General features: G+C 42.1%; 18 protein-coding genes. All 18 read right to left on the reverse strand.

The window, feature by feature from the left end; all coding sequences use genetic code 11:
* Positions 1–8: 8 nt before the first annotated feature.
* Positions 9–887, reverse strand: a complete 879-nt coding sequence (locus V5M37_RS14420; protein WP_423797909.1) for a 3-hydroxyacyl-CoA dehydrogenase family protein — start codon at positions 885–887, stop codon at positions 9–11.
* Positions 884–2,497: a long-chain-fatty-acid--CoA ligase gene (locus V5M37_RS14425; protein WP_423797910.1), complete on the reverse strand. Its 1,614-nt coding sequence runs from the start codon at positions 2,495–2,497 to the stop codon at positions 884–886. The genes V5M37_RS14420 and V5M37_RS14425 overlap by 4 nt, the downstream gene beginning before the upstream one ends.
* A 252-nt stretch (positions 2,498–2,749) precedes the next feature.
* Entirely contained in the window at positions 2,750–3,520 is a 771-nt protein-coding gene (locus V5M37_RS14430) for an SDR family oxidoreductase (RefSeq protein WP_213139863.1), read from the reverse strand.
* Positions 3,521–3,534: 14 nt separating this feature from the next.
* Positions 3,535–4,683, reverse strand: a complete 1,149-nt coding sequence (locus tag V5M37_RS14435; protein ID WP_423797911.1) for an acyl-CoA dehydrogenase family protein — start codon at positions 4,681–4,683, stop codon at positions 3,535–3,537.
* A gap of 227 nt (positions 4,684–4,910) precedes the next feature.
* Complete coding sequence (locus tag V5M37_RS14440) at positions 4,911–6,575, reverse strand: sigma-54 interaction domain-containing protein (protein WP_423797912.1); 1,665 nt, start codon at positions 6,573–6,575, stop codon at positions 4,911–4,913.
* A 156-nt stretch (positions 6,576–6,731) separates the two neighbouring features.
* Entirely contained in the window at positions 6,732–7,373 is a 642-nt protein-coding gene (locus V5M37_RS14445) for a DUF421 domain-containing protein (RefSeq protein WP_423797913.1), read from the reverse strand.
* A 138-nt stretch (positions 7,374–7,511) separates the two neighbouring features.
* A complete protein-coding gene (locus V5M37_RS14450) occupies positions 7,512–8,450 on the reverse strand; it encodes an MBL fold metallo-hydrolase (protein WP_423797914.1) in 939 nt (312 codons plus the stop codon).
* 3 nt (positions 8,451–8,453) lie between these two features.
* The gene (locus tag V5M37_RS14455; protein WP_423797915.1) at positions 8,454–10,013 is read right to left on the reverse strand and encodes a class I adenylate-forming enzyme family protein; all 1,560 of its coding nucleotides are present in this window, start codon (positions 10,011–10,013) and stop codon (positions 8,454–8,456) included.
* Between the two features lie 188 nt (positions 10,014–10,201).
* Positions 10,202–11,344, reverse strand: a complete 1,143-nt coding sequence (locus V5M37_RS14460) for an acyl-CoA dehydrogenase family protein (RefSeq protein ID WP_423797916.1) — start codon at positions 11,342–11,344, stop codon at positions 10,202–10,204.
* A gap of 177 nt (positions 11,345–11,521) precedes the next feature.
* Positions 11,522–12,574 (reverse strand): phosphotransferase family protein, encoded by a 1,053-nt coding sequence (locus tag V5M37_RS14465; RefSeq protein ID WP_423797917.1) that lies wholly within the window; start codon positions 12,572–12,574, stop codon positions 11,522–11,524.
* Positions 12,549–13,763, reverse strand: coding sequence for an acyl-CoA dehydrogenase family protein (locus V5M37_RS14470; protein ID WP_423797918.1), 1,215 nt, complete (start codon positions 13,761–13,763; stop codon positions 12,549–12,551). The genes V5M37_RS14465 and V5M37_RS14470 overlap by 26 nt, the downstream gene beginning before the upstream one ends.
* 214 nt (positions 13,764–13,977) lie before the next feature.
* Entirely contained in the window at positions 13,978–15,960 is a 1,983-nt protein-coding gene (locus tag V5M37_RS14475) for a sigma-54-dependent Fis family transcriptional regulator (protein ID WP_423797919.1), read from the reverse strand.
* Between the two features lie 107 nt (positions 15,961–16,067).
* Positions 16,068–16,838 carry an SDR family NAD(P)-dependent oxidoreductase gene (locus tag V5M37_RS14480; RefSeq protein WP_423797920.1) on the reverse strand — a complete coding sequence of 257 codons (771 nt, stop codon included), beginning with the start codon at positions 16,836–16,838 and terminating at the stop codon, positions 16,068–16,070.
* Between the two features lie 25 nt (positions 16,839–16,863).
* Positions 16,864–18,030 carry a dihydrolipoamide acetyltransferase family protein gene (locus tag V5M37_RS14485; protein ID WP_423797921.1) on the reverse strand — a complete coding sequence of 389 codons (1,167 nt, stop codon included), beginning with the start codon at positions 18,028–18,030 and terminating at the stop codon, positions 16,864–16,866.
* Between the two features lie 116 nt (positions 18,031–18,146).
* Positions 18,147–19,142, reverse strand: coding sequence for an alpha-ketoacid dehydrogenase subunit beta (locus tag V5M37_RS14490; RefSeq protein ID WP_423797922.1), 996 nt, complete (start codon positions 19,140–19,142; stop codon positions 18,147–18,149).
* A gap of 15 nt (positions 19,143–19,157) precedes the next feature.
* Complete coding sequence (locus tag V5M37_RS14495; RefSeq protein WP_423797923.1) at positions 19,158–20,162, reverse strand: thiamine pyrophosphate-dependent dehydrogenase E1 component subunit alpha; 1,005 nt, start codon at positions 20,160–20,162, stop codon at positions 19,158–19,160.
* Positions 20,163–20,265: 103 nt separating this feature from the next.
* Positions 20,266–20,907: an MBL fold metallo-hydrolase gene (locus V5M37_RS14500; RefSeq protein ID WP_423797924.1), complete on the reverse strand. Its 642-nt coding sequence runs from the start codon at positions 20,905–20,907 to the stop codon at positions 20,266–20,268.
* A gap of 321 nt (positions 20,908–21,228) precedes the next feature.
* Positions 21,229–22,581 (reverse strand): MFS transporter, encoded by a 1,353-nt coding sequence (locus V5M37_RS14505; RefSeq protein ID WP_423797925.1) that lies wholly within the window; start codon positions 22,579–22,581, stop codon positions 21,229–21,231.
* Positions 22,582–22,589: the final 8 nt, after the last annotated feature.

Here is a 22,589-nt window from a genome sequence, read left to right on the forward strand (position 1 = left end):
CCCTCCTATTAAACTTTTGCCGGGGTGGCATCGTACGTATAAAATCCTTTTCCTGTCTTTCTTCCTAACTCGCCTTTTTCAACTTTTTCTTGGACAATCTTTGAAGGTTTGTCCTTCTCATCGCCGCTCTCCTGGTAACGCTGCATGCGGACTAGGTAATTGACATCGAGGCCGGTTAAATCCATTAGAGCAAATGGTCCAATTGGATGGTTGAGCGCCTTTTTGACAACTAGGTCGATGTCTTCATGGCTGGCAATCCCGTTTTCCAAAAGGAACAACGCCTCGTCCATCAGCTTTCCTAAAATCCTGTTGGCGACAAATCCGGATATTTCTTTGTTCAGCAAGACTGGAAGCTTATTGATGGATTTCACAAATTCCATCGCTGTTTCTGCAGTCTCGGCAGAAGTGTGCGGCCCGCGGACGACCTCGACAAGCTCCATCACAAGGGCAGGATTGAAGAAATGGACATTGCACACTTGATCCGGACGTTCGGTTGCATCCGCAATTTTCGAACTAACGATGGTTGAGCTGTTGGTGGCCAAAATCGCGTGGGCTGGAGTAATTTTATCAAGCTTTGAAAATAGCTCTCTCTTAATCTCCAATTTTTCAACGATTGCTTCGATGACAATGTCTGCATCGCTAAGCTCTTCAAGTGTAGACGTGAACGTGATTCGACTGAAAGCTGCTTCTACTGTCTCTGCGGTCAGTCTTCCTTTTGCCACCCTTTTTCCCATTTGTTCATTAAGAATTTGTCTTCCTTTTTCAAGGCTTTCTGCACTTACGTCCTGTAGTGTGACGGAATAACCGCCAAGCGCACTTACCATGGCAATTTGTGCCCCCATGGTGCCAGCGCCAACGACACCGACTTTTTGAATGTTTGTTGTCATTCTTTTTCTCCTTTCTCAAGCTCCTCTTTGACTAGGAGCCTTTTTAAAAGTTTCCCTACGGTATTTCTCGGCAGGGCCTCGCGCACTTCGAACACTTTTGGAACCTTGTATGGTGTTAACTTTGAATAGCAGTATCCCTTTAATTCATCGTGATCGATTTCCCTCCCGCTTTTTGGGACGATAAATGCTTTGACGATTTCCCCGTGCAATTCGTGGGGAATACCGACCACGGCTGCTTCCTCGATATCCGGGTGTTCATAAAGGACACCCTCCACCTCTTGTGGATAGATATTGAATCCCCCGACAATGATCATTTCTTTTTTTCGGCCGACGATGTAAAAATAACCGTCATCATCCATCATCGCGAGGTCTCCGGTATGAAGCCATCCGTCCTGCAGTGCTGCATGAGTCTCTTCTTGGTTATTCCAGTAGCCTTTCATAATCTGCGGGCCTTTGATCAAAAGTTCCCCGATACTTTTCGGACTCACTTCGTTATTCTGTTCATCTACAATCATGCAATCTGTGCCTAGCAGGGGAATCCCAATGCTTCCAACCTTCCGGATTCCAAATGGCGGATTTCGGTGTGTGGTAGGCGATGCTTCCGACAGTCCGAATCCTTCCGAAATTTTTGCACCTGTTAGCCCCTCAAAGCCTTTGAGCACTTCTACCGGCAGCGGGGCAGAACCGGATGAACAAAATTTCAAGCAGTTCAAGCGATAATCTTTGATTGCCGGGTGGTTCACGAAAGAAATATACATTTTAGGTACACCTGGAAAAAATGTAGGTTGATATTGTTCAATTTTTTCCAGAACATGATTGATTTCAAATTTTCTGAACAACAAAATTTTGGCGCCAATATGGATTCCGAGATTCATAGCACTTGTCATGGCGTACACGTGATACAAAGGGGTTGCACCGAGAATGGTCTCCTCACCGTGGACCATGTTCTCCCCATACATATGAAGACTTTGAACCACATTGGCAACCAGGTTGTAATGGGTAAGCATGGCCCCTTTCATTTTCCCGGAGGTGCCCCCGGTATATTGAATGACCGCAATATCTTCCCTGACGTCTATTTCCACAGGTGCATTGATTGGTTCTGAAAATGGAATCAGCAAATCCAGTGTTTTACACTCTTCTGAGTGCAAATCTTCAAATTGTGAGCCAATAATGTACCGAAACGGATAGATTTCGTTTACATCGAGAATGGTTTTTTTTGACTTTGGATCTCCTACAATATAGGAGACCTGCGAATCATTAACGATTTGCAATAGCTCTCTTGGCGTATACAATGGATTGATTTGCACGACCGTTAGCCCGAGTGCTTGTGCAGCATAATAACAAATAATATAATCTGGATGATTGGCGAGCATTAAGCCAATCCGCTCGCCTTTTTGGAAGCCCAGCTCCAGCCAAGCGCCTGCCAGCCTGTCGACCTGATCCTTCAGTTCCTGAAAGGTGACATGTTCATCCTCGAAAATAATGGCAGTTTTATCGCTATATTTTTGGACGGATTCTTCCAGCATGCGGTAAAGCGGAATTTCTGGAATTTCAATACTCTCATCCTGCTTGTAAAATTGATACCAGGGCCGGTTCTTTAAATTTTGCAAGTACATCGCACCTCCTTTTGAAGAGTTGAATTAAATATGGTTTCGGGCAATACTCGCGGATAAATTGGTTTTTCTCTCGGATGGAAAGGAAATACTATCGCATAGGCCTGGTTTACTCTCGGATAAACTCAAATTTCTCTCGCAAGACGCTTTTACTCTCGGATAGGTAAGAAATACTCTCGCATAAGCTCGACTTACTCTCGGATAAACCCGATTTACTCTCGCAAGACGCCTTCAAGGCAGAGACGAGCCTTAAAGCGTACTTCCACCATCCACAGCCAAAACCTGCCCAGTCACAAAGTCACTCGCCGGGCTGGCAAAGTAAAGCGCGGCTCCCATTAGAGCGTGGTCATCGCCAATTCTGCCAAGCGGATTGTGCTTTTTAATTTCTTCTCCGCGTTCTGCTAGCACATGTTTCGTCATTTTGGATGGGAAGAATCCCGGTGCAATGGCATTGACATAAATTTGATGACGGGCCCATTTTCTAGCAAGGTCTTTTGTAAAATGATGAACGGCCGCTTTGCTAGTGCTGTAGCCAATGGCATTTAGCACTTCAGGCGGTTCCGCCTTGATGCCGGCCACTGAACCAATGTTGATAATCTTGCCGGATTTTCGTTCAATCATCTGTTTGCCGACTGCTTTTGTCACTAGAAACATCCCGGTCAGGTTAACGTTCATGACTTTTTCCCAGGCTTCCAAAGGCATTTCTTCAACCGGTGCTCCCCAGGTGGCGCCGCTGTTGTTGACAAGAATGTCAATTTGTCCGAAATCAGAGAGAATCTGACTTACCAGCTCGTTGACGTCGTTTTCATTTTGAATATTGCAGGAATACCCTTTCGCTTTCACACCAAACGTTTCAGATAAATACTGTGCCGTTTCCTCACACTGGTCTAAATGCCGCGAACAAACGGCGATGTGGCAACCGGAGGAAGCATATGCCTCAGCGATTTGCCGGCCAAGCCCTCTGCCTCCGCCTGTAATAAAAGCAACTTTATTTTCGATATTAAACAGTTCTTTTTGCATGTCCGTCCCCCATCTTAATTCTCTTCTAAAATTCTTCTTGCAATAATCAGGCGCTGGATTTCATTGGTGCCCTCATAAATCTTTGTAATCCTCGCATCACGGTAGAAGCGTTCAACCGGATAATCGGATACATATCCCATACCGCCATGGATTTGAACAGCTTTATCAGCTACTCGGTTAAACACTTCGGAAGCAAATAATTTTGCCATTGATGCTTCCTTGATGACTACTTTTCCTTCATCAATCATCATTGCTGCTTTTAAGGTAAGGGCTCTTGCCGCCTCTGTTTCGGTTGCCATATCGGCCAGCATCCATTGAATCGCCTGATTCGCCGCAATTGGCTTTTTAAATTGGACTCTTTGCTTAGAATAGGAAGCAGAAAGTTCAATTAATTTGTCACATGAACCGACGGACCGTGCAGCCAAGCCTACGCGGCCTTCGCCCAAGATTTTTAACGCTGACATGTAGCCCATGCCGACTTCGCCAATCACATTCTCTTCAGGAACCACACAGTCTTCAAAAATTAACTGGGCAGTATAGGAACCACGCAAGCCCATCTTTTTATCTTTCTTGCCAACAGTGAAACCAGGGAAATTCTTTTCAACTAGGAATGCAGTGATGCCCCCCTTGGCTCCTTTTTCAGGATCTGTTAAGGCAAATACGGTAAACACATCGGCAACCGGTGCATTGGTGATGAAATGCTTTGTCCCATTCAGAATCCAATTGTTGCCCACTTTTTCTGCACGTGTCGCTAGATTGGTGGCATCTGAGCCGGCACCTGGTTCAGAAAGAGCGAAAGCGGCAATTTTCTTGCCTGCGGCCATGTCTGGAAGGTATTTTTGCTTCAGGTATTCAGAGGCTAGCTTTACAAGCCCGGTAGAACCGATTCCAGTATGGGCACTGATTAAGCTGACGAAACCGTTATGCGTGCGGCCAAGCTGTTCAAGAACAACAGCTTTGCCAACCGTATTAAGGCCGATGCCGCCGTATTCCTCTGGAATGCTGATGCCAAATAATCCTAAGTCTTTTGCTTGTTCAATCAGATGCTGCGGAATGCGGTCCTCGTCCTCGATGATTTGAGCGTATGGTTCAACTTCTTTTTCAACGAAGTTTCGTACCATTTGTTTCATTTGTTCAATTTCTTGTGGAAGTGTCACTAACATATGTATTTCCTCCTCATTTTTGTTTCTGCTAAATATAGATGCAAGAACCGTGCCAAGATTGGAAACGCTTAAAAAATAAGTATTTTGAACTTTTTTATAATTTTAATGATTCATTATTGAATTAAAGAAACGGCAAAAGTATGGTTAATTACCATGATTCATTTTTGAATTAAAAAATCATTAATGAATCAAAAATAAAAACCACCTTTTGAAGGTGGTTTGGTCAATCAAAATTTCAAGTTATATTTCTTTAATTTCCTTACGATGGTTGGCTGGCTGCTATCTAGTGCTTCCGCTAATTCATAGGTAGTCCGATATTTTTTCAGTGCCAGTTTAAGTAGCCTCTCTTCCGCTATTTCAGTTGCCTGCTTCAAAGTCATCATCTCATTGATCGGAATAGCCTGCATTTCCGTTTTTTGATATTCCACTGGTAGATGGTCTGCTGTTAAGATTGATTCTTCTGTAACAAGGCACATTCTCTCAATCAAATTGGACAATTCGCGGACGTTCCCTGGCCAGCCATAATTATAGAAGAACTCTTTGAGACCCGAGGAGAGTTGTTTTTCCAAGGAATATTTGCTATTCATTACCTCCAGGAAATAATCGACGAGCGGCAGAATATCGGCCTTTCGATCGCTGAGCGGTGGAATGGAAATGGGAATCACATTCAAACGATAAAATAAGTCCTCGCGAAACTTCCCATCCGCTACCATTTCCTTTAAATTTCGGTTCGTGGCAGCAATGATACGCACGTCCACTTTCTTAGGGACCGTTCCGCCGATCCGCTGCACTTCCCGCTCCTGGATGACCCGTAAGAGTTTCACCTGCAAGTGAAGCGGAAGCTCACCCACTTCATCAAGGAAAAGAATGCCATCATTGGCAAGCTCAAACATACCCGCCTTTCCTTTGCTACTCGCGCCAGTGAAGGCACCGGCCTCATAGCCAAACAATTCCGATTCGAGCAAATCGGGAGGAATGGCACCGCAATTGATTTTAATCATTTGGCCTCTCCGGCTTCGTTCACTATTGTCAAATATATAGCGGGCCAGGACATCTTTCCCTGTTCCTGTTTCACCAAGAATCAGCACGGTCGCATCGACATTGGCGATGCGCTCTGCTGTCTCATAAATTTTCTGCAGCTGCTCACTTCGGATAACCACGCCACTTTTTGTAAATGATTTGCCTTTCAGACGCTCAATTTCTTCTTTATAACTATGATTCAACTGATTTGCTTTTATCAGTGCGGCCTGCAGGTCATTTAGCTCCGATAGGTCGCGGATATTGGTGACAATACTTTCGATTTCTCCATTTTCATCAAGAACAGGACTGCCGGTCAACAGCACTTCCCTGCCTTTGAAATTTTGCTGCACTAAAGACACGCTTCGCTTTTTCTCTAGGACCTGATGGGTGACGGAATTTTTTAAAATCCCCCTTTTCATCAAGTCATCAACTTTTTTGCCAATATAATATTCCTTTGGAATCCCGGTCAGCCTTTCAATCGCCGAATTTGTTTTAACGGTAATACCTTCTTTGTTAGTAATATAAATCCCGTCATACATATTCTCAATAACCGCATTAAGCTCTCGGTTAATTTTCCTGGCTTCCTTTAATTCCGCGATTAATGAAGTCAATTCTGTAGAAAAAGTTCCGATATAGCCTATTTTTTCAGAATCAGGGAATGGGCTTTTGATAAAAATCCAATCTTTATCTCCCGTTGATGCTTGGAATAACTGGCCTCCTCTTAACTCAAGCCAGGTATCAAAAACCTCAATGATATTCTTCCCAGAAAACGGAATATGCTTTTGAATTATTTCATTGCTATATAGGATGGAACCGTCAGATGCTGCTGTAAAAAACGGAAACGGAATTTTATCGGTGAGGACCGCGGCCATGGAATCACTCCAACAATAGTTTTAAAAGGAACTGTTTGAAATTCTAAAAATATTCATTCTCTACTGAGTATTATTAATTTTATAATATAATAACGCAAAGATATCTTCAAATAGAATCAGGCACTATCCTCTAAGAGATAGTGCCTAGCGCTCTAATTACTGTAAATACTTTGGCGGTGGAGATGTATGTTCCTGGTTCTTGACCTCAGCAAAAATGTCCTCTTGGGATTCGGGCTTCACCTTATTGTTTAACAACTGCAAAACTTCATTAATATGCGAAATCTGCGAATTACTAGGTATCAAATTTACGATCGTTTGTTTAAACTCTTCAAAGTCTTTTTTCGTAACAGGCTGAGCTTCCTCCTTTAATTCAAGGCCTAATTGACCATTCGGCTCGAGTGTTGCCCATTTTACGTCACTTATTTTGGTTACACTTTTTTGTCGGAGTTTCATTTCAAGTTGGTCGACCGATAACCGCAGTTTTCGCAAATTGGTTTCATTTAAATTGCCGTTGTCGATTACCACCTTTGCCTTTCCTGTGATCGCTTTTTCAATTTTGTCAGATTTCATTTGGACAAATTCCATTACCAACAGTGTCGCGACAAAGACAGCACCAACCATAAAGGTGGTCCTTAAATCCCTACCCGCAACAGGTTGAGCAAGAAGAGTTCCAATCGCAATCATAACAACCGTTTCCGCTAAGGTCATTTGAGATATGGTTTTCCTGCCTGCAATTCTCAACAGGATGGTCCCCGCTATAACAATCAAGACAGCTTTCCATAAATAACTCCATTCCATAAAAAACACCCTTCGTTTGAGAAAGAATTATAGGTATTTTTCCCAATTCTTCATTTAAAATCCAAGCAATGCCACAAAACACCATAATAAAAGCAGCCTTTATCAAGGCCGCTGCTGTAAGGTTATTGTTTAAAAAATTTATTTAATCTCGTAATACCACGTACCGTTTTGCAAATTTTTAGTACATTGATTATTGAAATAGAGATATTCCAAGTGTGCTAATGTTTCACCAACGGCAAAGCGTGTTTCGTGGATGTTTAGATTTTGAAACAAATGCCCGTTAACTTCGTAGATGGTCCTTGGTTGTTTCAGCACCTCACAGACTTTTTCCAACCGCTCCTGATGATGGGCCAATAATTCATCGATTCTCTGGTTGGCTCCACGAAAAGGTTTGCCATGGGAAGGGATGACGAAATCAGCATCCAATACCTTTATTTTTTCAAGAGATTGAAAGAACGCTTCTAATGGATTGCGGATGCCGCGGAACCAATAAGAGATATTAGGTGAAATTCTCGGCAAAATATGGTCTGTTGAAAAAAGAATGCTATTTTCCTTGTTAAAAAGGCTTATTAACCCATCTGAGTGTCCCGGTGTAAATATCACTTCATATTCATAGTTACCGAAAGGGATTTTCATTCCCTCTATGAGGTGATGGTTTACTGTAGGATAAGGTTTTACCTTAGCATTAAAACTATTCTCATCTGATGTTAGTACCGCGGATAAATCATCGGGAAAGCCAAAGGTATCATAATGCTGCTGCATTTCAGCAATCGATTCCGGCTCCCAGCAGTCTAGTCCTGTCTTTGCATCCACTTCGGTCATCCAAACCTCAGCGTTAGTTAATTGCTGCAAAGTCCCTGCATAGCCAAAATGGTCAGGATGATAATGGGTAATGATGATATCTTTGACATCATGTTTTTCAATAATGGGCCGCCAGATATCCCTTGAAACCTCTGTATTTAAACCTGCATCGATGATGACCCATCCATTTGCTCCCTCGGCTAAAAAACAATTCACGTGATTTAAACGAAAAGGAAGCGGGACGGTTACTGGTGTGACTCCTATTTCTGTAAGCAAAATTTACGACTCCTTCCTGGTACTTTCTAATTCTCTTAAAACAGTTTTTAGAATTTTTCCTGCCGCATTCCGTGGCAATTCTTCCAAAAATTCTACATAGCGCGGTTTTTTGTAGCTTGCTAATGCACCTGAACAATAGTTGATAACCTCTTGTTCTGTTAAACTTTTCCCATTGCGCAAGACAATCAAGGCTTTTACCGTTTCGCCCCATTTAGGGTCCGGGACACCAATGACTGCTGCTTCAAGAATATTAGGGTGGGTATATAATACCTCTTCAATTTCTTTTGGATAAATATTCTCGCCGCCGCTGATAATCATGTCCTTTTTGCGGTCAACAACGGAAATATACCCTTCTTCATCTGTCACGGCCAAATCGCCGCTGTGAAGCCAGCCGCCTCGAAACGCTTCCGCCGTCGCCTCAGGATTTTTATAATAGCCCTTCATAACGGTCGGACCTCTGAAGATAATTTCGCCAACCTGCCCCGGTTCTACATCGAGCATCCGCTCATCAACAACCCGAATCTCGACATTGGTAAAAGACAATCCCACCGAGCCAGATTTATTTAAGGAATCGGTTGGTTTTAAGGTCGTGGTTCCTGGTGAAGTTTCTGTCTGGCCGTAGGTATCAAAGACTCCTGCATTTGGGAAATGCTTCATGAGCCGTTTTTTCAATTCTAATGGTGTGGAAGCAGCGGCAGTACAAAGGACCCGCAAACTTGAAACATCAAATTCTCCAAATCTCGGATGTTCCAATAACATATTCCACATGGAAGGGACCATGAAGCTGTATGTAATTTTCTCAGCGTCAAAGGTTTCCAATACGCGTTCTGGATCAAATTTATCATGAAAAATAGACCTTCCTCCCATGAGAACCACCATGGAGAAGGCAGAAATCCCGCCGATATGGAACATCGGTGTCGTAATTAACTGGACCTCATCCTTTGTAAGGCCAAATTCAAGAGAGTAGTTCATAGCATTCATATAAACATTTTTATGAGATAGGACAGCGCCCTTCGGTTTGCCAGTTGTCCCGGATGTATAGCAAATTAAGAAATCATCATCATCTTCAAGCTCTACCAAACTAGTAGTATATGGATTGGCAAAAATCTGATTATAGGGATAATGGGAATCATTATGTAGGCTGTAATCATCAACTACAACTATTTCTTCAAGGTTCGGAAGATGGTTTTTAATAGCTTCTATCGTAGAAACAAGTTTGTTGTCAACAACGATCATTTTTGCTTCAGAGTTTGTGAGAATATACTCAATTTCAGCCGGCTGTAAACGGAAGTTAATCGGAACAGCGACAGCCCCTATTTTGGCTAAAGCATATAAACACTCTGCATACTCGATTCGATTGAATAGTAACAAGGCAACCTTGTCACCCTTTTGAATACCTTTGAATTGGAGCCAGCCAGCCAGGACGTTGACACGATTATGTAGTTCTTCGTAAGTTACCCGCATCTCATTGCTCACTAAGGCAATCTTATTGGGAAACCTTCTTGTTGACCGCTCAAGCATTTGGTCCACTAACAACTGTCTTGATCGAATGAAATCTATCATGATATCGCTCCTTAACTGACATAATGTTTAAAATTAAAAGGTTACTATATTAAAATTCCATTTATAATCGAAAATCCCTCCATTTATTGTAATTTTCAAAAAATAATTTTCAAAAAGGGCCGGATCCCGCTAAGTTTGTAATCCCAAAACTTGACAGGTCAGACCCCTTAAGAGAATTTTCTTTAACTCTAAAGTATTATATCGGCAATATTTTCCATGATAGTTTCAGCTTTTTGTAGGTTTACCCTTGCTATCCGAATTTCCTTGTACCATCGCTCGATTGGCAGGTCACCGGCGAACCCTGAACCGCCGTGTATTTGCACAATATTATCGATGACTTTTGAAGCAGTTTCGGTGGCCTGCAGTTTTGCCATTTGGGCTGCAAGCTGCCAGTTCTGTTCCTTTGATTCTATTTTTTTGGCTGCATCGCTTACCATTAATCTTGCAGCCTGCAGATTCAAATATGATTTTGCCAGCATGGTTCGGATGGTTGGAAATTCAGAGAGCGGTTTCCCTCTAGTTATTCGTAACATTGCATATTGTTTCCCTAATTTAAGCGCTTTGGTAGCTACGCCAATACTTTTTGCACCAAGCAATACCTGTGCCTCTGCAAGCCAGTGCTGAACGAGAGCTATGCCTTCCCCTATTGCCCCGACTCGTTGACAATCGTTGACACGGATATTTTCCAATACAATACTATGAGTTGATTGAACATCAATCAGCACGGTTTCCTTAACACTAAGTTGATTGGTCTCCAGTAAAAATAAGGCTGGCTGATAATCACCATTTTCTAATTGACAGTTGACAAGAATGACTCCAAAGGAAGATTGGGCCATGTTTTGAATGAATGCCTTATGGCCGTTAATGATCCACTCCGTTCCGTCCTTTATCGCTGTCGTGGTCAAGCTGTCAAGATGGTTATCTTCCTGTTCCTCCCATACAGCAACAAAACATCCCTTGCCCAGGCTGATGGCAGGCTTTATATATTTATCAATCTGCTCCTGTGAACATTTGTCCAAAAAACTTGGGAAGTCTCCGCCAAATGCATCAGCGGCAGGGTGGTAGAGTCCCAGCCTGTGCTTAGCGGCTTCCTCAAGCAAAACAGCTCTTGCTGATAAAGACAATCCTGTCCCGCCCCATTCCTGTTTGGCATGCAATGCCTGTAATCCCGCCTTTTTGGCCTCAGTTTTGAGTCGGGCGACAACTTCCTCGGAAAGCTCTTTTACATACTTTTCAGGCGCATGTTCTGCGGGCAGAACATGGTTTTTGATAAAGGACTGGACAGTCTTTTTTAGTATTTCGAGCTCAATATCTACAATTGTGTTGGGCATGTGTTTCACTCCTTTGTTAAAGGCTAACTCCTAAATAAACGGTTGCAATAACTTCGCTAATAACCGGGGGTAATTCGCTAATAAAACTGCTAAATTCGATAATAAAAGTCGGAAATTAGCTAATAGACGGCTAAAATCCGCTAATAGGAAAGCTTTTTTTAGCTTAAGTAAAGCTTTTTATCGCAAAAGCTCCTTCTGCTGTGCTTTTGCCGCTTGTTTCAGCAGGTTTTTAATGCCCGTATCTAGTTTGCCAAAGCGTTCATCAGGTGCTTCGCCAATTTTCCAGCGGTAATAAAGTTGCTGAAGGATGACGGCAATTTTATAAAATGCAAACGTAAGATAATAATCAATGTTGGATACATCACGGCCGCTTTTCTTCGCATATCGTTCTAACATTTCTTTTCTCGAGAGAAAACCGGAATTGGCTGTAACGGACGTCAATCCGCTATCCTCCTCACCAGGTTCCGCCCAGTAGGCGATTGCGGAGGCTAGATCTGTTAATGGATCACCTATTGTACTTAATTCCCAATCAAAGACGCCGACGACTTCTCCTGGGTTGCTGGCTGAAAACATCATATTATTTAATTTAAAATCATTATGAACGATAGATGGTGCGGGTGAAGATGGGATATTGTCAATTAACCACTTCTCTAATTTTTCAACGGAAGGAATATCATCTGTTTTCGAGTTATGGAATCGTTTAATCCAGCCATGCACCTGCCGGCTTAAGTACCCATCCGGATATCCGAAATCTTGCAGATCGGCTGCTTCATAATCTACGGCATGCAACTCTGCCAGGGTATCCACAACGGCATTAGAAACTAGTAAGCCGGTATTTTCTTGGGTTTGAAACTCATCAGGAATTGAATCATCAATCACGACACCTTCTTTTTTCTCCATCACATAAAAGTGCCGCTCCATAATCCTTGAATCCTCACAATAAAGAAAGGGTTTAGGTGCTAATGGAAAAACGCGATTTAGTTTCTGAAGGATGATAAATTCTCTTTTCATATCATGAGCTTTAGGAGGGATGGCGCCAAACGGTGGTCTTCTTAATACTGCCTGCCAATCTCCTATTTGGATAAAGTAAGTTAAGTTGGAGTACCCAGCAGAAAACGCTTTGACCTGAATGGGTTCGTCACTTAGTACAGGGATTTCCTGCTTGAGATACTCTTCAACCTTTGACCAATTCACTTCAGTTACTTTATTTTGGAACTGCTGCTGGCTCATTCAACCTCTCCTTTGCTTGATACTCTTTTAATACGTGTCTCGCTACGACCATTCGGTGGACCTCGTCGGCACCATCATAAATGCGGGCTGCCCTTGCTTCACGGTACAGGCCTTCGAGCGGTGTATTTGGGGTTAAACCGTACATTCCAAGAGTTTGAATGGCACGGTCAATCACATTGTTCAGTACTTGGGCTCCGTAAAACTTGATAAGGGATACTTCTTTGCGGGCTTCATCGCCCTGGTCCATTTTCCAGGCTGCATGCAATGTAAGAAGTCTTGAGGCTTGTATTTCTGCTTCTGAATCGGCGATGTAATTTTGGATAATTTGCGAGTCTGCGAGAGTCTTATTACCGTCTTTTTTCGTTAAAGAATAAGCGATCATTTCATTTAGTGAGCGACGGGCAACCCCTATCCAGCGCATGGCATGGGTAATCCGGCCGGGACCTAAGCGCAGCTGGGCCAACTTAAAGCCTTCGCCGCGTCTCCCGAGCATGTTTTTCTCCGGAATCCGGCAGTTTGAAAAACGGACTTCACAGTGTCCCCCGACATAATGGTCACCTAAAACAGGAACCTCGCGAACAATTTCAAAGCCCGGATTATCGGTATCAACAATGAACAAACTTGTTCTGTTGTATGGGTCTGCAGCGGGATCCGTCACCACCATAGCAATGGCAAAAGCAGCCCCCTCTGCTCCTGTTGTGTACCATTTATGGGCGTTTATGACCCACTCATCACCATCTTTTACAGCCGTGCCTTGTAATGTTCTCGGGTCAGAACCAGAAACTTCCGGCTCTGTCATGGCAAAGCAGGAGCGGATATGGTAGTTTGCGAGCGGCCTTAAATATTTGTCCTTTTGTTCTTCTGTTGCCGCATGAACTAGAATCTCACCGTTTCCTGCATCTGGGGCCATCGAACCAAAGATATAGGGTCCAATTGGACTTTGGCCAATCACCTCAGACAGCAGACCTAAAGAGACGAACCCCATTCCCATACCGCCGTATTCCTTCGGTAAGTGGGCGGCCCATAATCCGTTATCTTTTACTATTTTCTGCAAGGGCTTTAAGATTTCATCCGGCAGCCCACGATGTGGAACCATATACTTCTCATTAGGAAATACATATTTATCCATAATTTCTATAGCCTTATCGAGCATTCTTTGTTGTTCTTCACTTTCTGTAAAATGAAACACTTTTGATCACTCCCTTTTTAAAAAATATTTAGTAAGGCAAAAGAGAACCAATAATGGCTCTCTTTTGCCAAGGTATTATTTTGTAAATAAAATTAGTATGCTTTTTTCTTATTTTGGTGCCACTTGATTTCTCGGTGTTTAATTTGCAAGTTTTCTGTCATTTCTTGTGGAGCTAATACGGGGGTATACATGCATCAGGTTCAAAGAACCATACTTAACTCGATTTAATAAACTCCTTAATATTGATTTGATATTCACTGGCCCAACGATATAATGTGCTTGCTGATACTCCCAGTTTTGTGGCTGCTTGGGAGACACTTCCACTATTTTTCAAAGTAGAAATTAAGGTGTCTTTCCTGGTTTCATTTGCCAGTGATTGATATAAATTCAACTCTTCCTTTTCACTTTGGATAGCCGTACGAACATAAGCAGGAATATACTCCTCGGTTACCATCATTTCATCACAAAAAATTTCGATTTGCTCCATCACATTTTTGAATTCCCTTAAATTGCCCGGCCAATCGTATTCAAAAAAATATTTCAGAACATCGTTGCTTATCTCCTTTGAAGGAAGAAAATGCCTGATAAATAATTCAATATCTTGTTTCCGTTTTTTCAAAGGAGGTATTTGAATGTAAATAACGTTTAGACGATAAAACAAATCAAGGCGAAATTTGTTTTCCTTAACCAATTCAACCAAATCCTTATTGGTCGCAGCAATAATACGAACATCAATAGGCTTTGATACATGGGAACCGACCGGGGTAATTTCCTTTTCCTCCAACACCCTTAATAAATGGGCTTGTAATTCCAGCGGCATATCCCCTATTTCGTCAAGAAAAATCGTTCCGCCATTCGCAGCTTCAAATTTCCCCTTCCTGCCTCCCTTCGCGGCATTTGTGAAAGCACCTTCTACATAACCAAATAATTCACTTGCTATAAGGTCTTTTGGAATGGCCGCACAATTTATGGCAAGAAATGGTTCATTTTGCCGCATGCTCTCATTATGGATGGCCTGAGCAAAAAGCTCTTTACCTGTTCCGCTTTCACCGGTTATCAAGATGCTTTTATCCGTAGAGGCCGCCTTTTCCGCCAGTTTAATCGCCTGCTTAAACAGGGGTGCCTCACCAATAAGTGAAGAGAAAAAGTATTTTGCCTTTAGTTTATTGGTTTCCTTGTTTACTTTCTTTTTAAGAATGATAATACAGCCAATATGTTCTTTCCCATCATCAATTCTTCTCATTGTAAAAATCAACTTATGCTTTTGATCATGGGGAATGCATAGTTCATCCTGAAAAATAACTTCATTGCCATCGATCGTTTCTGATAGGTATTTCGAAAAAGGCTGTAAATGTTCAATGTCACTCAGCCTGCATTTGACAGCGTCCAATAATGGTATTTTCAATAAGTGAGAGGCAATCTTATTTGCCTGAATAATGTCCCCAAAGCGATTGACAATGAGAATACCGTCTGATATCGAGTCAAGTGCCGCACTGAAGTAATTGCTCATCATGTATTTTTCTTTTATAATGCCTTGCTGTTCAATTAATTTCACAATCGTATCTGCGGCAGTTTTAACGAGTCCAAGAGAATGGGGATTGGCAGTGCGGATATAGCCTATTAACGTAATGACACCAATCAGTTCGTTCGTAAAGGGGTCGATAATCGGGGCACTTGAACAATGGGCACTATGCCAAACGGAACAATAATGCTCGGCGCCAATTACCTGAATAGGTTTTTCAATAGCCAAAGCTGTCCCAATTGCATTTGTCCCAATTGACTCTTCTTTCATATTAACCCCAACCGTGAAGTTGATGGATGCCGCATTCATGGCGATTTCACTGTCACCACATAAATCGAGGACGATTCCATCCCTATTTGCAAACGCAATTAAACTGTCAGTACCTTTCACCATTTCAAATAAATCATCCATAAAGGGCCGAATCAGCGTCAAAATATTCTTGTTTTCTTGTTGTATTTTCTTTAATGTCGCCAGGTCGCAAACCGGGGCTTCGTTGGCAAACGGGTTTGCTCGATGTTTTTGCGAGCGCTTCCACGAGCTTAAAATAACAGGACGAATTGCTCCAATCTCTTTCTTCTTAATGAAGTAATTCGTCCAAATATTTTTTAATGTTTTTTCCGTTCGGGGCGCTGCATAGTTTCGAAAACTGTCATTCAATGTGTAAATATGATCCAATTCCAATCACATCCCGATCAATGTTTTCTACTTAATTCTATTCGACAGTCCACGAGAAAAATCCCCCGAAATTTTTTAATAATTTTATTACAGTTTTTCGCTGTATTTTACAGCGCATAAACTCCGCCATCGACAGGCATTATGAGTCCGGTCACGTAGCTGGATTCATCCGATGCAAGGAAGAGGGCGGCATTAGCGATTTCCTCGGGTTTACCTACTCTCCTTAATGGACATCCAGCCGCGAATTTTTCGGCAAATTCAGGGATACTTAGAACTTCCGCAATCATAGGCGTATCAATCGCTCCAGGACATATGCAATTTACGCGAATATTATATTTTCCATAATCAACCGCCATCACCCGGGTTAACGCGACAACTCCCCCTTTGGCCGCGGTGTAGGCATCTGCTCCCGTTACACCAGCAATTCCATTCAATGAGGCATTATTGATAATGCTTCCGCCATTTTGCTTGATCATGATAGGCAGAACATGTTTGGACAACAAATAAACACCGTTTAAATTGATCCCTAATATATTGTTCCAATCAGTTTGTGGAGTATCAATCAATGACGCCATTTTATACTTGGAATTGGCTGAAAAACCGATGCCGGCGTTGTTGAAAACAACATCAATTTTTCCATAACGATTCATGACTTCATCAACAAGTGCAACAATATTTTCTTCATTGGATACATCGGTTTTTATGAACATGGCCTGCCCACCGTCAGCCAAAATCTCATTTTCCACCTGTTTGCCATTTTCTTCGTTCCACTCAGCAATAACGACAGCAGCGCCTTCTCTGGCAAATATTCTAGCAGCCGCTCTGCCTTGTCCGCTTCCGGATCCTGTGATAATGGCAACCCTATCTCTTAATCTCATAAACGATTCCTCCCGGCATTTTTCTTTAAAATAAATCTGAGATTTCTAGCTTTTCCAGTGCATGTTTCACATCATTTGTAAATTGGGCTCCGGTAACGCCATCAATAAACCGATGGTCATAGCTAATCGAAAGGGTCATGATTGGTGCAACGAAGATGTCGCCTTCTTCATTGACAACAGGAGTCTTTTTGATGGCTCCGGCAAAAACCAACGAGGATTGCGGTGGATTAATGATTGGCGTGCCATTTTCAATACCTAGGCTGCCCAGATTCGAGACAGTAATTGTTCCATTTGCAAAATCATCAACAGTTAATTTGTTATTTTCAGCCTTCTCTGCTAAACTGCGAATCTCTTGGGAAATTTCAAAAACCGATTTGGTTTCAACATTTTTTACAACTGGGACAACCAAGCCATTTTTACTGGTAACAGCTACAGAAATATTGATATCTTTAAATACAATAATTTGCTGGTCCTCAAAGCGGCTATTAACCATAGAATTATCCTTTAAAGCATTGCCAACTGATTTGATCAGAATGTCATTAATTGAAACATTGCCAAGCTCTTTCTTCACTTTTAGGGCGTTCTCCATATTGACGGAGACCATTTGTGTAAATTGCGGGATGTTTCTCCAACTGTTTAGCATGTTTTCAGCCATTGCCCTTTTCACATTATTTAAAGCAATTCTTTCTTTTACCATATCTGTATTTTCGGACTTTGCGAAACTGCGAATGTCATCTTCCGTAATGATTCCATCTTTGCCCGTTCCAACAACATTCTCAATGGTTACTCCGAGCTCTTTGGCAAGTCTTCTGGCCCTTGGTGACACTTTCCCAGCATTCGTTCCACTAGGTCCCTCTGCCATTCTAGTTTCCTCTTTTGTTTCAAGTTTAACAGCAGCTGCCGTTTCCGCTTTTGCTTTGTCTTCTTCATAATAAAGAGATAAATCAATTTCCTCGTTTTCGTTGCCAATAACAGCAATAACGGTATTCACAGGAACTTCTTTTCCTGACGGAACGACAATTTTCTTCAAGAATCCGGACTCTTGTGCCTCAATTTGAAGCATTGATTTTTCTGTTTCCAACTCAAATAGTAAATCGCCTTTTTCGACGAAGTTTCCTTCTTCCACCAGCCATTCGGAGACAGTTCCGTTTTGCATGGTTACACCTAGACGCGGCATTTTAATCTCTATCATTTTTTCACGCTCCTAAAATATGTCAGTAAATAACATCTATTTGCAGTCGATAGTAATCTATGAGTGAACGGTGTTTCCAATATTTAATAGGGTGGAAACACCGTTTCTTATTGATACTAGTATTCCATTAATTCCTTTACGGCTTCGATGATCTGCTCTTCACTAGGAATGTAGAACTGCTCCAAATAAATACTTTGAGCGATTGGCACATCAGGGCTGCCAAGGCGTTTGATAGGTGCTTGAAGATCAAACAGCGCTTGTTCAGATATTTGAGCGGCAATTTCTGCGCCGCAGCCACCCGTTTTCGGTTCTTCATGAACAATTAGAACCCGGCCCGTTTTGCGAACAGAACTTAAAATCGTTTCCATATCTAGTGGAGCGAGCGTACGAGGGTCGACAACCTCAGCCTCTACACCAAGCTTTGCCAGTTTCTCTGCTGCCTTTAATGAGGTCTGAACCTGAAGGGCCGTTGCAATGATTGTCACATCTTTGCCCTCCCGTTTCACGTCAGCCTTGCCGAGCGGAATTAAATACTCTTCCTCTGGAACTTCTCCCTTAACAGCATAGAGCATCTTATGTTCGAAGAATAAGACGGCATTATTGTCACGAATCGCTGATTTTAACATTCCCTTTGCGTCATATGGCGTGGAAGGGATAGCTATTTTCACACCAGGTGCATGCATGAACAGTGCCTGCGGGCTTTGGGAGTGCTCAGGACCGGCACCGCCTGCGATTCCGACAGGCAGCCTTAGGGTAACCGGAACCTCCATTTGGCCTCCGTGCATAAAACGCCATTTTCCCAGTTTGTTAAATACTTCATCAAAAGCGATGCCGACAAAATCTCCAAATTGTAATTCAGGAATCGGGCGCAATCCGGTGATCGCCATACCCAGTGCGGCACCGACAATGGTCGTTTCAGCAATCGGAGTATCGAAAACCCTTTTTCCTCCGAATTTTTCATATAACCCTCTGGTAATCGCATTAATACCACCGAATTTGCCAACATCTTCACCAAACAATACCGTTTTTTCGTCACGTTCCATTTCCTCGTGCAATGCTTCGACAATGGCTTCACGCATAGTGATTGTTTTTACTTTTACAGATGTACTCACAGTTACCCCTCCTCCTTAGGCAAATAATCCTTCATAGATTCTTTCTGGGTTTGGAAGCGGTGCTTCATCCGCTTTTTTGATGGCTTCCAGGATTTCCTGATCAAGCTGCTCTTCCACATTCAAAAGCTCATTTTCAGTGCAAATACTATTTTCAATTAATAGTTTTTTATAATTCTTAATTGGGTCTTTATGTTCTTTCCAATATTTCAACACTTCCGGATCGACATAATCGTAAGTGTCTCCTTCAAAATGGCCGCGGTGGCGGAAGGTTTTTGCCTCGATAAAGGTCGGACCTTCACCGCGTTTAGCCCTTTCCACTGCTTCTTGAACGCATTCATGCATCAACAAAACATCATTTCCATCGACAACACAGTTTGGAATACCATATCCCCATGCCCAATCTGCAATATGTTCCCTTATGGAATGTGTTTCCTCTGTGGTAGAGGAGATGGCATATCCGTTGTTTTCACAAATATAGATAACTGGTAATTTGTAAAGGCCCGCCCAGTTTAAAGATCCATGCAGCGGTTCTCTCGATGCTGCCCCATCGCCAAAGTAAACAATGGTTACGCGATCGGTATCTTGAAGTTTTGAAGAATAGGCGGTTCCTACAGCAATATTAAACTGGGAACCTATCGTCCCGCATTGCCCCAATACCCCCCGTGATGGGTCGGCACTATGTACAATCCCAGCTCCCAGTCCCCGGGTAGTTCCTTCCACAGTTCCTAAAAAGTCTCCATAGATTTTCGAAAGCGGCACGCCTTTAGCAATCTTTTGATTACAACCGCGATGATTATAATAAATATAATCTTCGTCCCGAAGAATATTAGTAATCGAGCCTACTGAAACGCTTTCAGAACCAATTCCAGAATGGTAAAAACCGGAAACTTTTCCTTCCATCATTAAGCGAATTAAATTTTCATCAAATTTCCTGATTTTCACCATTTCACGATAATACCCAATTAACTCTTCTTTGCTGTAATTCTTTAAATCAATGTCTTTTTGATAGATTTCAGCCACTTTTATTCACTCCTTCTTAAAATTAAACGAAATCATGTTTAAGAATATCTATAGAATTAAGACGCCCCGAAACTGTGGAAACACCCCCTTTCAGTACCTTTTTTTAAATGATGTGTTTGATATGCGGCAGCACTGGATGACTTTTCTCAAAACCAATCGATGACTTGCCTCCATGCCCCGGATATATGACAATATCATTTGCTAGACAAAACAGCCTTTGTGCAATAGATGCTTTCAGCAGTTCACGGTTGCCGTATGGGAGATTGGATGGTCCTGCTGCCCCGGCCAGCAATGTATCTCCAGTAAACAAATAACTGCCGTTTATGAGATAACATACACTTCCTGGAGTATGGCCAGGTGTGTGGATTGCATTGATAGAAAAAGAATGACAATGGATGGTCTCACCGCCATTAAGTAAAATGTCGGGCCACTCACAAACTATTACGGAATGATCCTTACTGGAAAGGTTTAAACTTGGATTCATCAGCCATTCCGCTTCCGAGCTATGGACAATGACAGAAGCATCTGTAATTTTTTTAAGGATGTTTAAACCAGAGATATGATCATAATGGCTGTGAGTTAAAAGGATGTATTCAATTTTCCTGCTGCCGATAAATTCTATCATTTCATCGGGATTTTCCCCCGGATCGATGACAATACAAAAGGTATCTTCAAGATCTGAAATGACGTAACTGTTGGTTTGCAGTTTTCCTGAAGTAAAACAGTGTATTTTTAAAGGTTCCATGAGAAGATCCCTCCTCCAATAAGCAAAACGTGAAAGCGTTTTAATAGATGAAGTGCATTTTCTATATTAAAAACAGATGCAAGTTTCGTGCCAACCAACAAATTACGTAAATATCACAATAATTCGAGAAATTAATCTGCTATTTTTCATATTATTAGGAATTTTCCCGTTATATTTATTATTCTTGAGAAAATTGGAATTCCCTTTGTTTGGCAGCATGAAAAAAGTGACCCTAAATTCTCCAGGGTCACTCTATAAAGGTAGGTGCATTATGATCTTTATTTTTTTAGTACTTTACTAAATTTTCACTTTTCATATTTTTCAGATAATTGTAGGCGCAGGTTTTTCTTGATTGGATCCACTATTAGATAAATCTGGATTTGATGTGGCATTAACCCTAACTTCCTTCGATAGGTAAACTAATACAATTGTAGCTAAAAAGACACAACCGCCAATGATCCAGATCTTATTTAGGGCTGCGGGGCCGCTAACCGAAGGGTCAATCCATTTGCCGCTCATGTTCACAAGGATATAACCGAATGCTACCTGTAATGCCGCTGATAACCCATTTAGCGTACCAGAGTATTCCGGTTTTGCAATCCCTGCCCAATAGGCATTAACCGTCCCCCAAAAGAACGGATTACAGAAAAAACCAAACCCGGAAATCAGGATCGCCCACACAATATAATTCGGACTTAACAGGGCGGCTGAAAAAAAGGCCAATCCACTTACCAATGGACCAAAGGCTAAAGCCGGACGGCATTTTCCGCCAAAAAATTTATTAATCATCGGTCCGCTAAGAAAGCCAAAGATTATCGGGATAAATGTGACGAAAAATATCATCATCGAAGCGGTTGCAGGCGTAACTTTAAACTCATTTAATAGCGTATAAGACCCCCAAGTGCCAATCAGCCAAGTCGGTGTTGTACCTAAACCGGTTGCAATCGCCATCGTCCAAACAGTTCGTTGTTTAAACAAATCCCTTAAATGGGACCATTGGAATTTTTCGGCATTTTGTTCTTCAATAGAAGGCTGGTCCGAATAAATATAAGCTACTTCTTCTTTTGAAATGCCTTTAAAATCTTCGGGACGATCAGTAGTTTTAAAAATAAGGAAGAAAATTAATGGAATAGCTAAGACAGAAACAAGCAAAAATACTTTTTCCCAGCCAATAGCATCTGAAATAGGCAGTGCGACAATAGCTCCGATCGCCCCGGATGCCATCGTAAAGCTCATCCAAATGGCAGCGTAGCGCGCTCTTTCTCTGCTCGGCAGCCACATGGCCATCATTTTATTACATGGAGCCCATAAAAAGCCAAAAAATATTCCGAAAACAATGTTTCGAAGGTAAAGAGTAGAATAGGAGTCTACAAACGCCATCGATGCACTCAATACCGATACTCCGACTAGACAGATGACCAGCATCTTTTTAGCACCTATCCGGTCCGACAAAATCCCCGCAATAAATAATACAGGGAAATAGCCTAGTAGATAGGCCGCAGAGGCCGAACCAATTTGTGCCGTAGTTAATTTAAGTGATCCGCTCCATAGCGGGGTCAAGACGGCAAAGACGCTTTCATCCATCCAAACTACAAAATTAATTGCAAACACAATGGCTAAAACAATAAACCTTTTCTTTGTCACTTCTATATCTGCAGCAGCAGCATACTTCATACACTTGC

This window comes from Neobacillus sp. SAB-20_R2A (assembly GCF_049568635.1).
In the GTDB taxonomy this organism is placed as follows: domain Bacteria; phylum Bacillota; class Bacilli; order Bacillales; family Cytobacillaceae; genus Neobacillus; species Neobacillus citreus.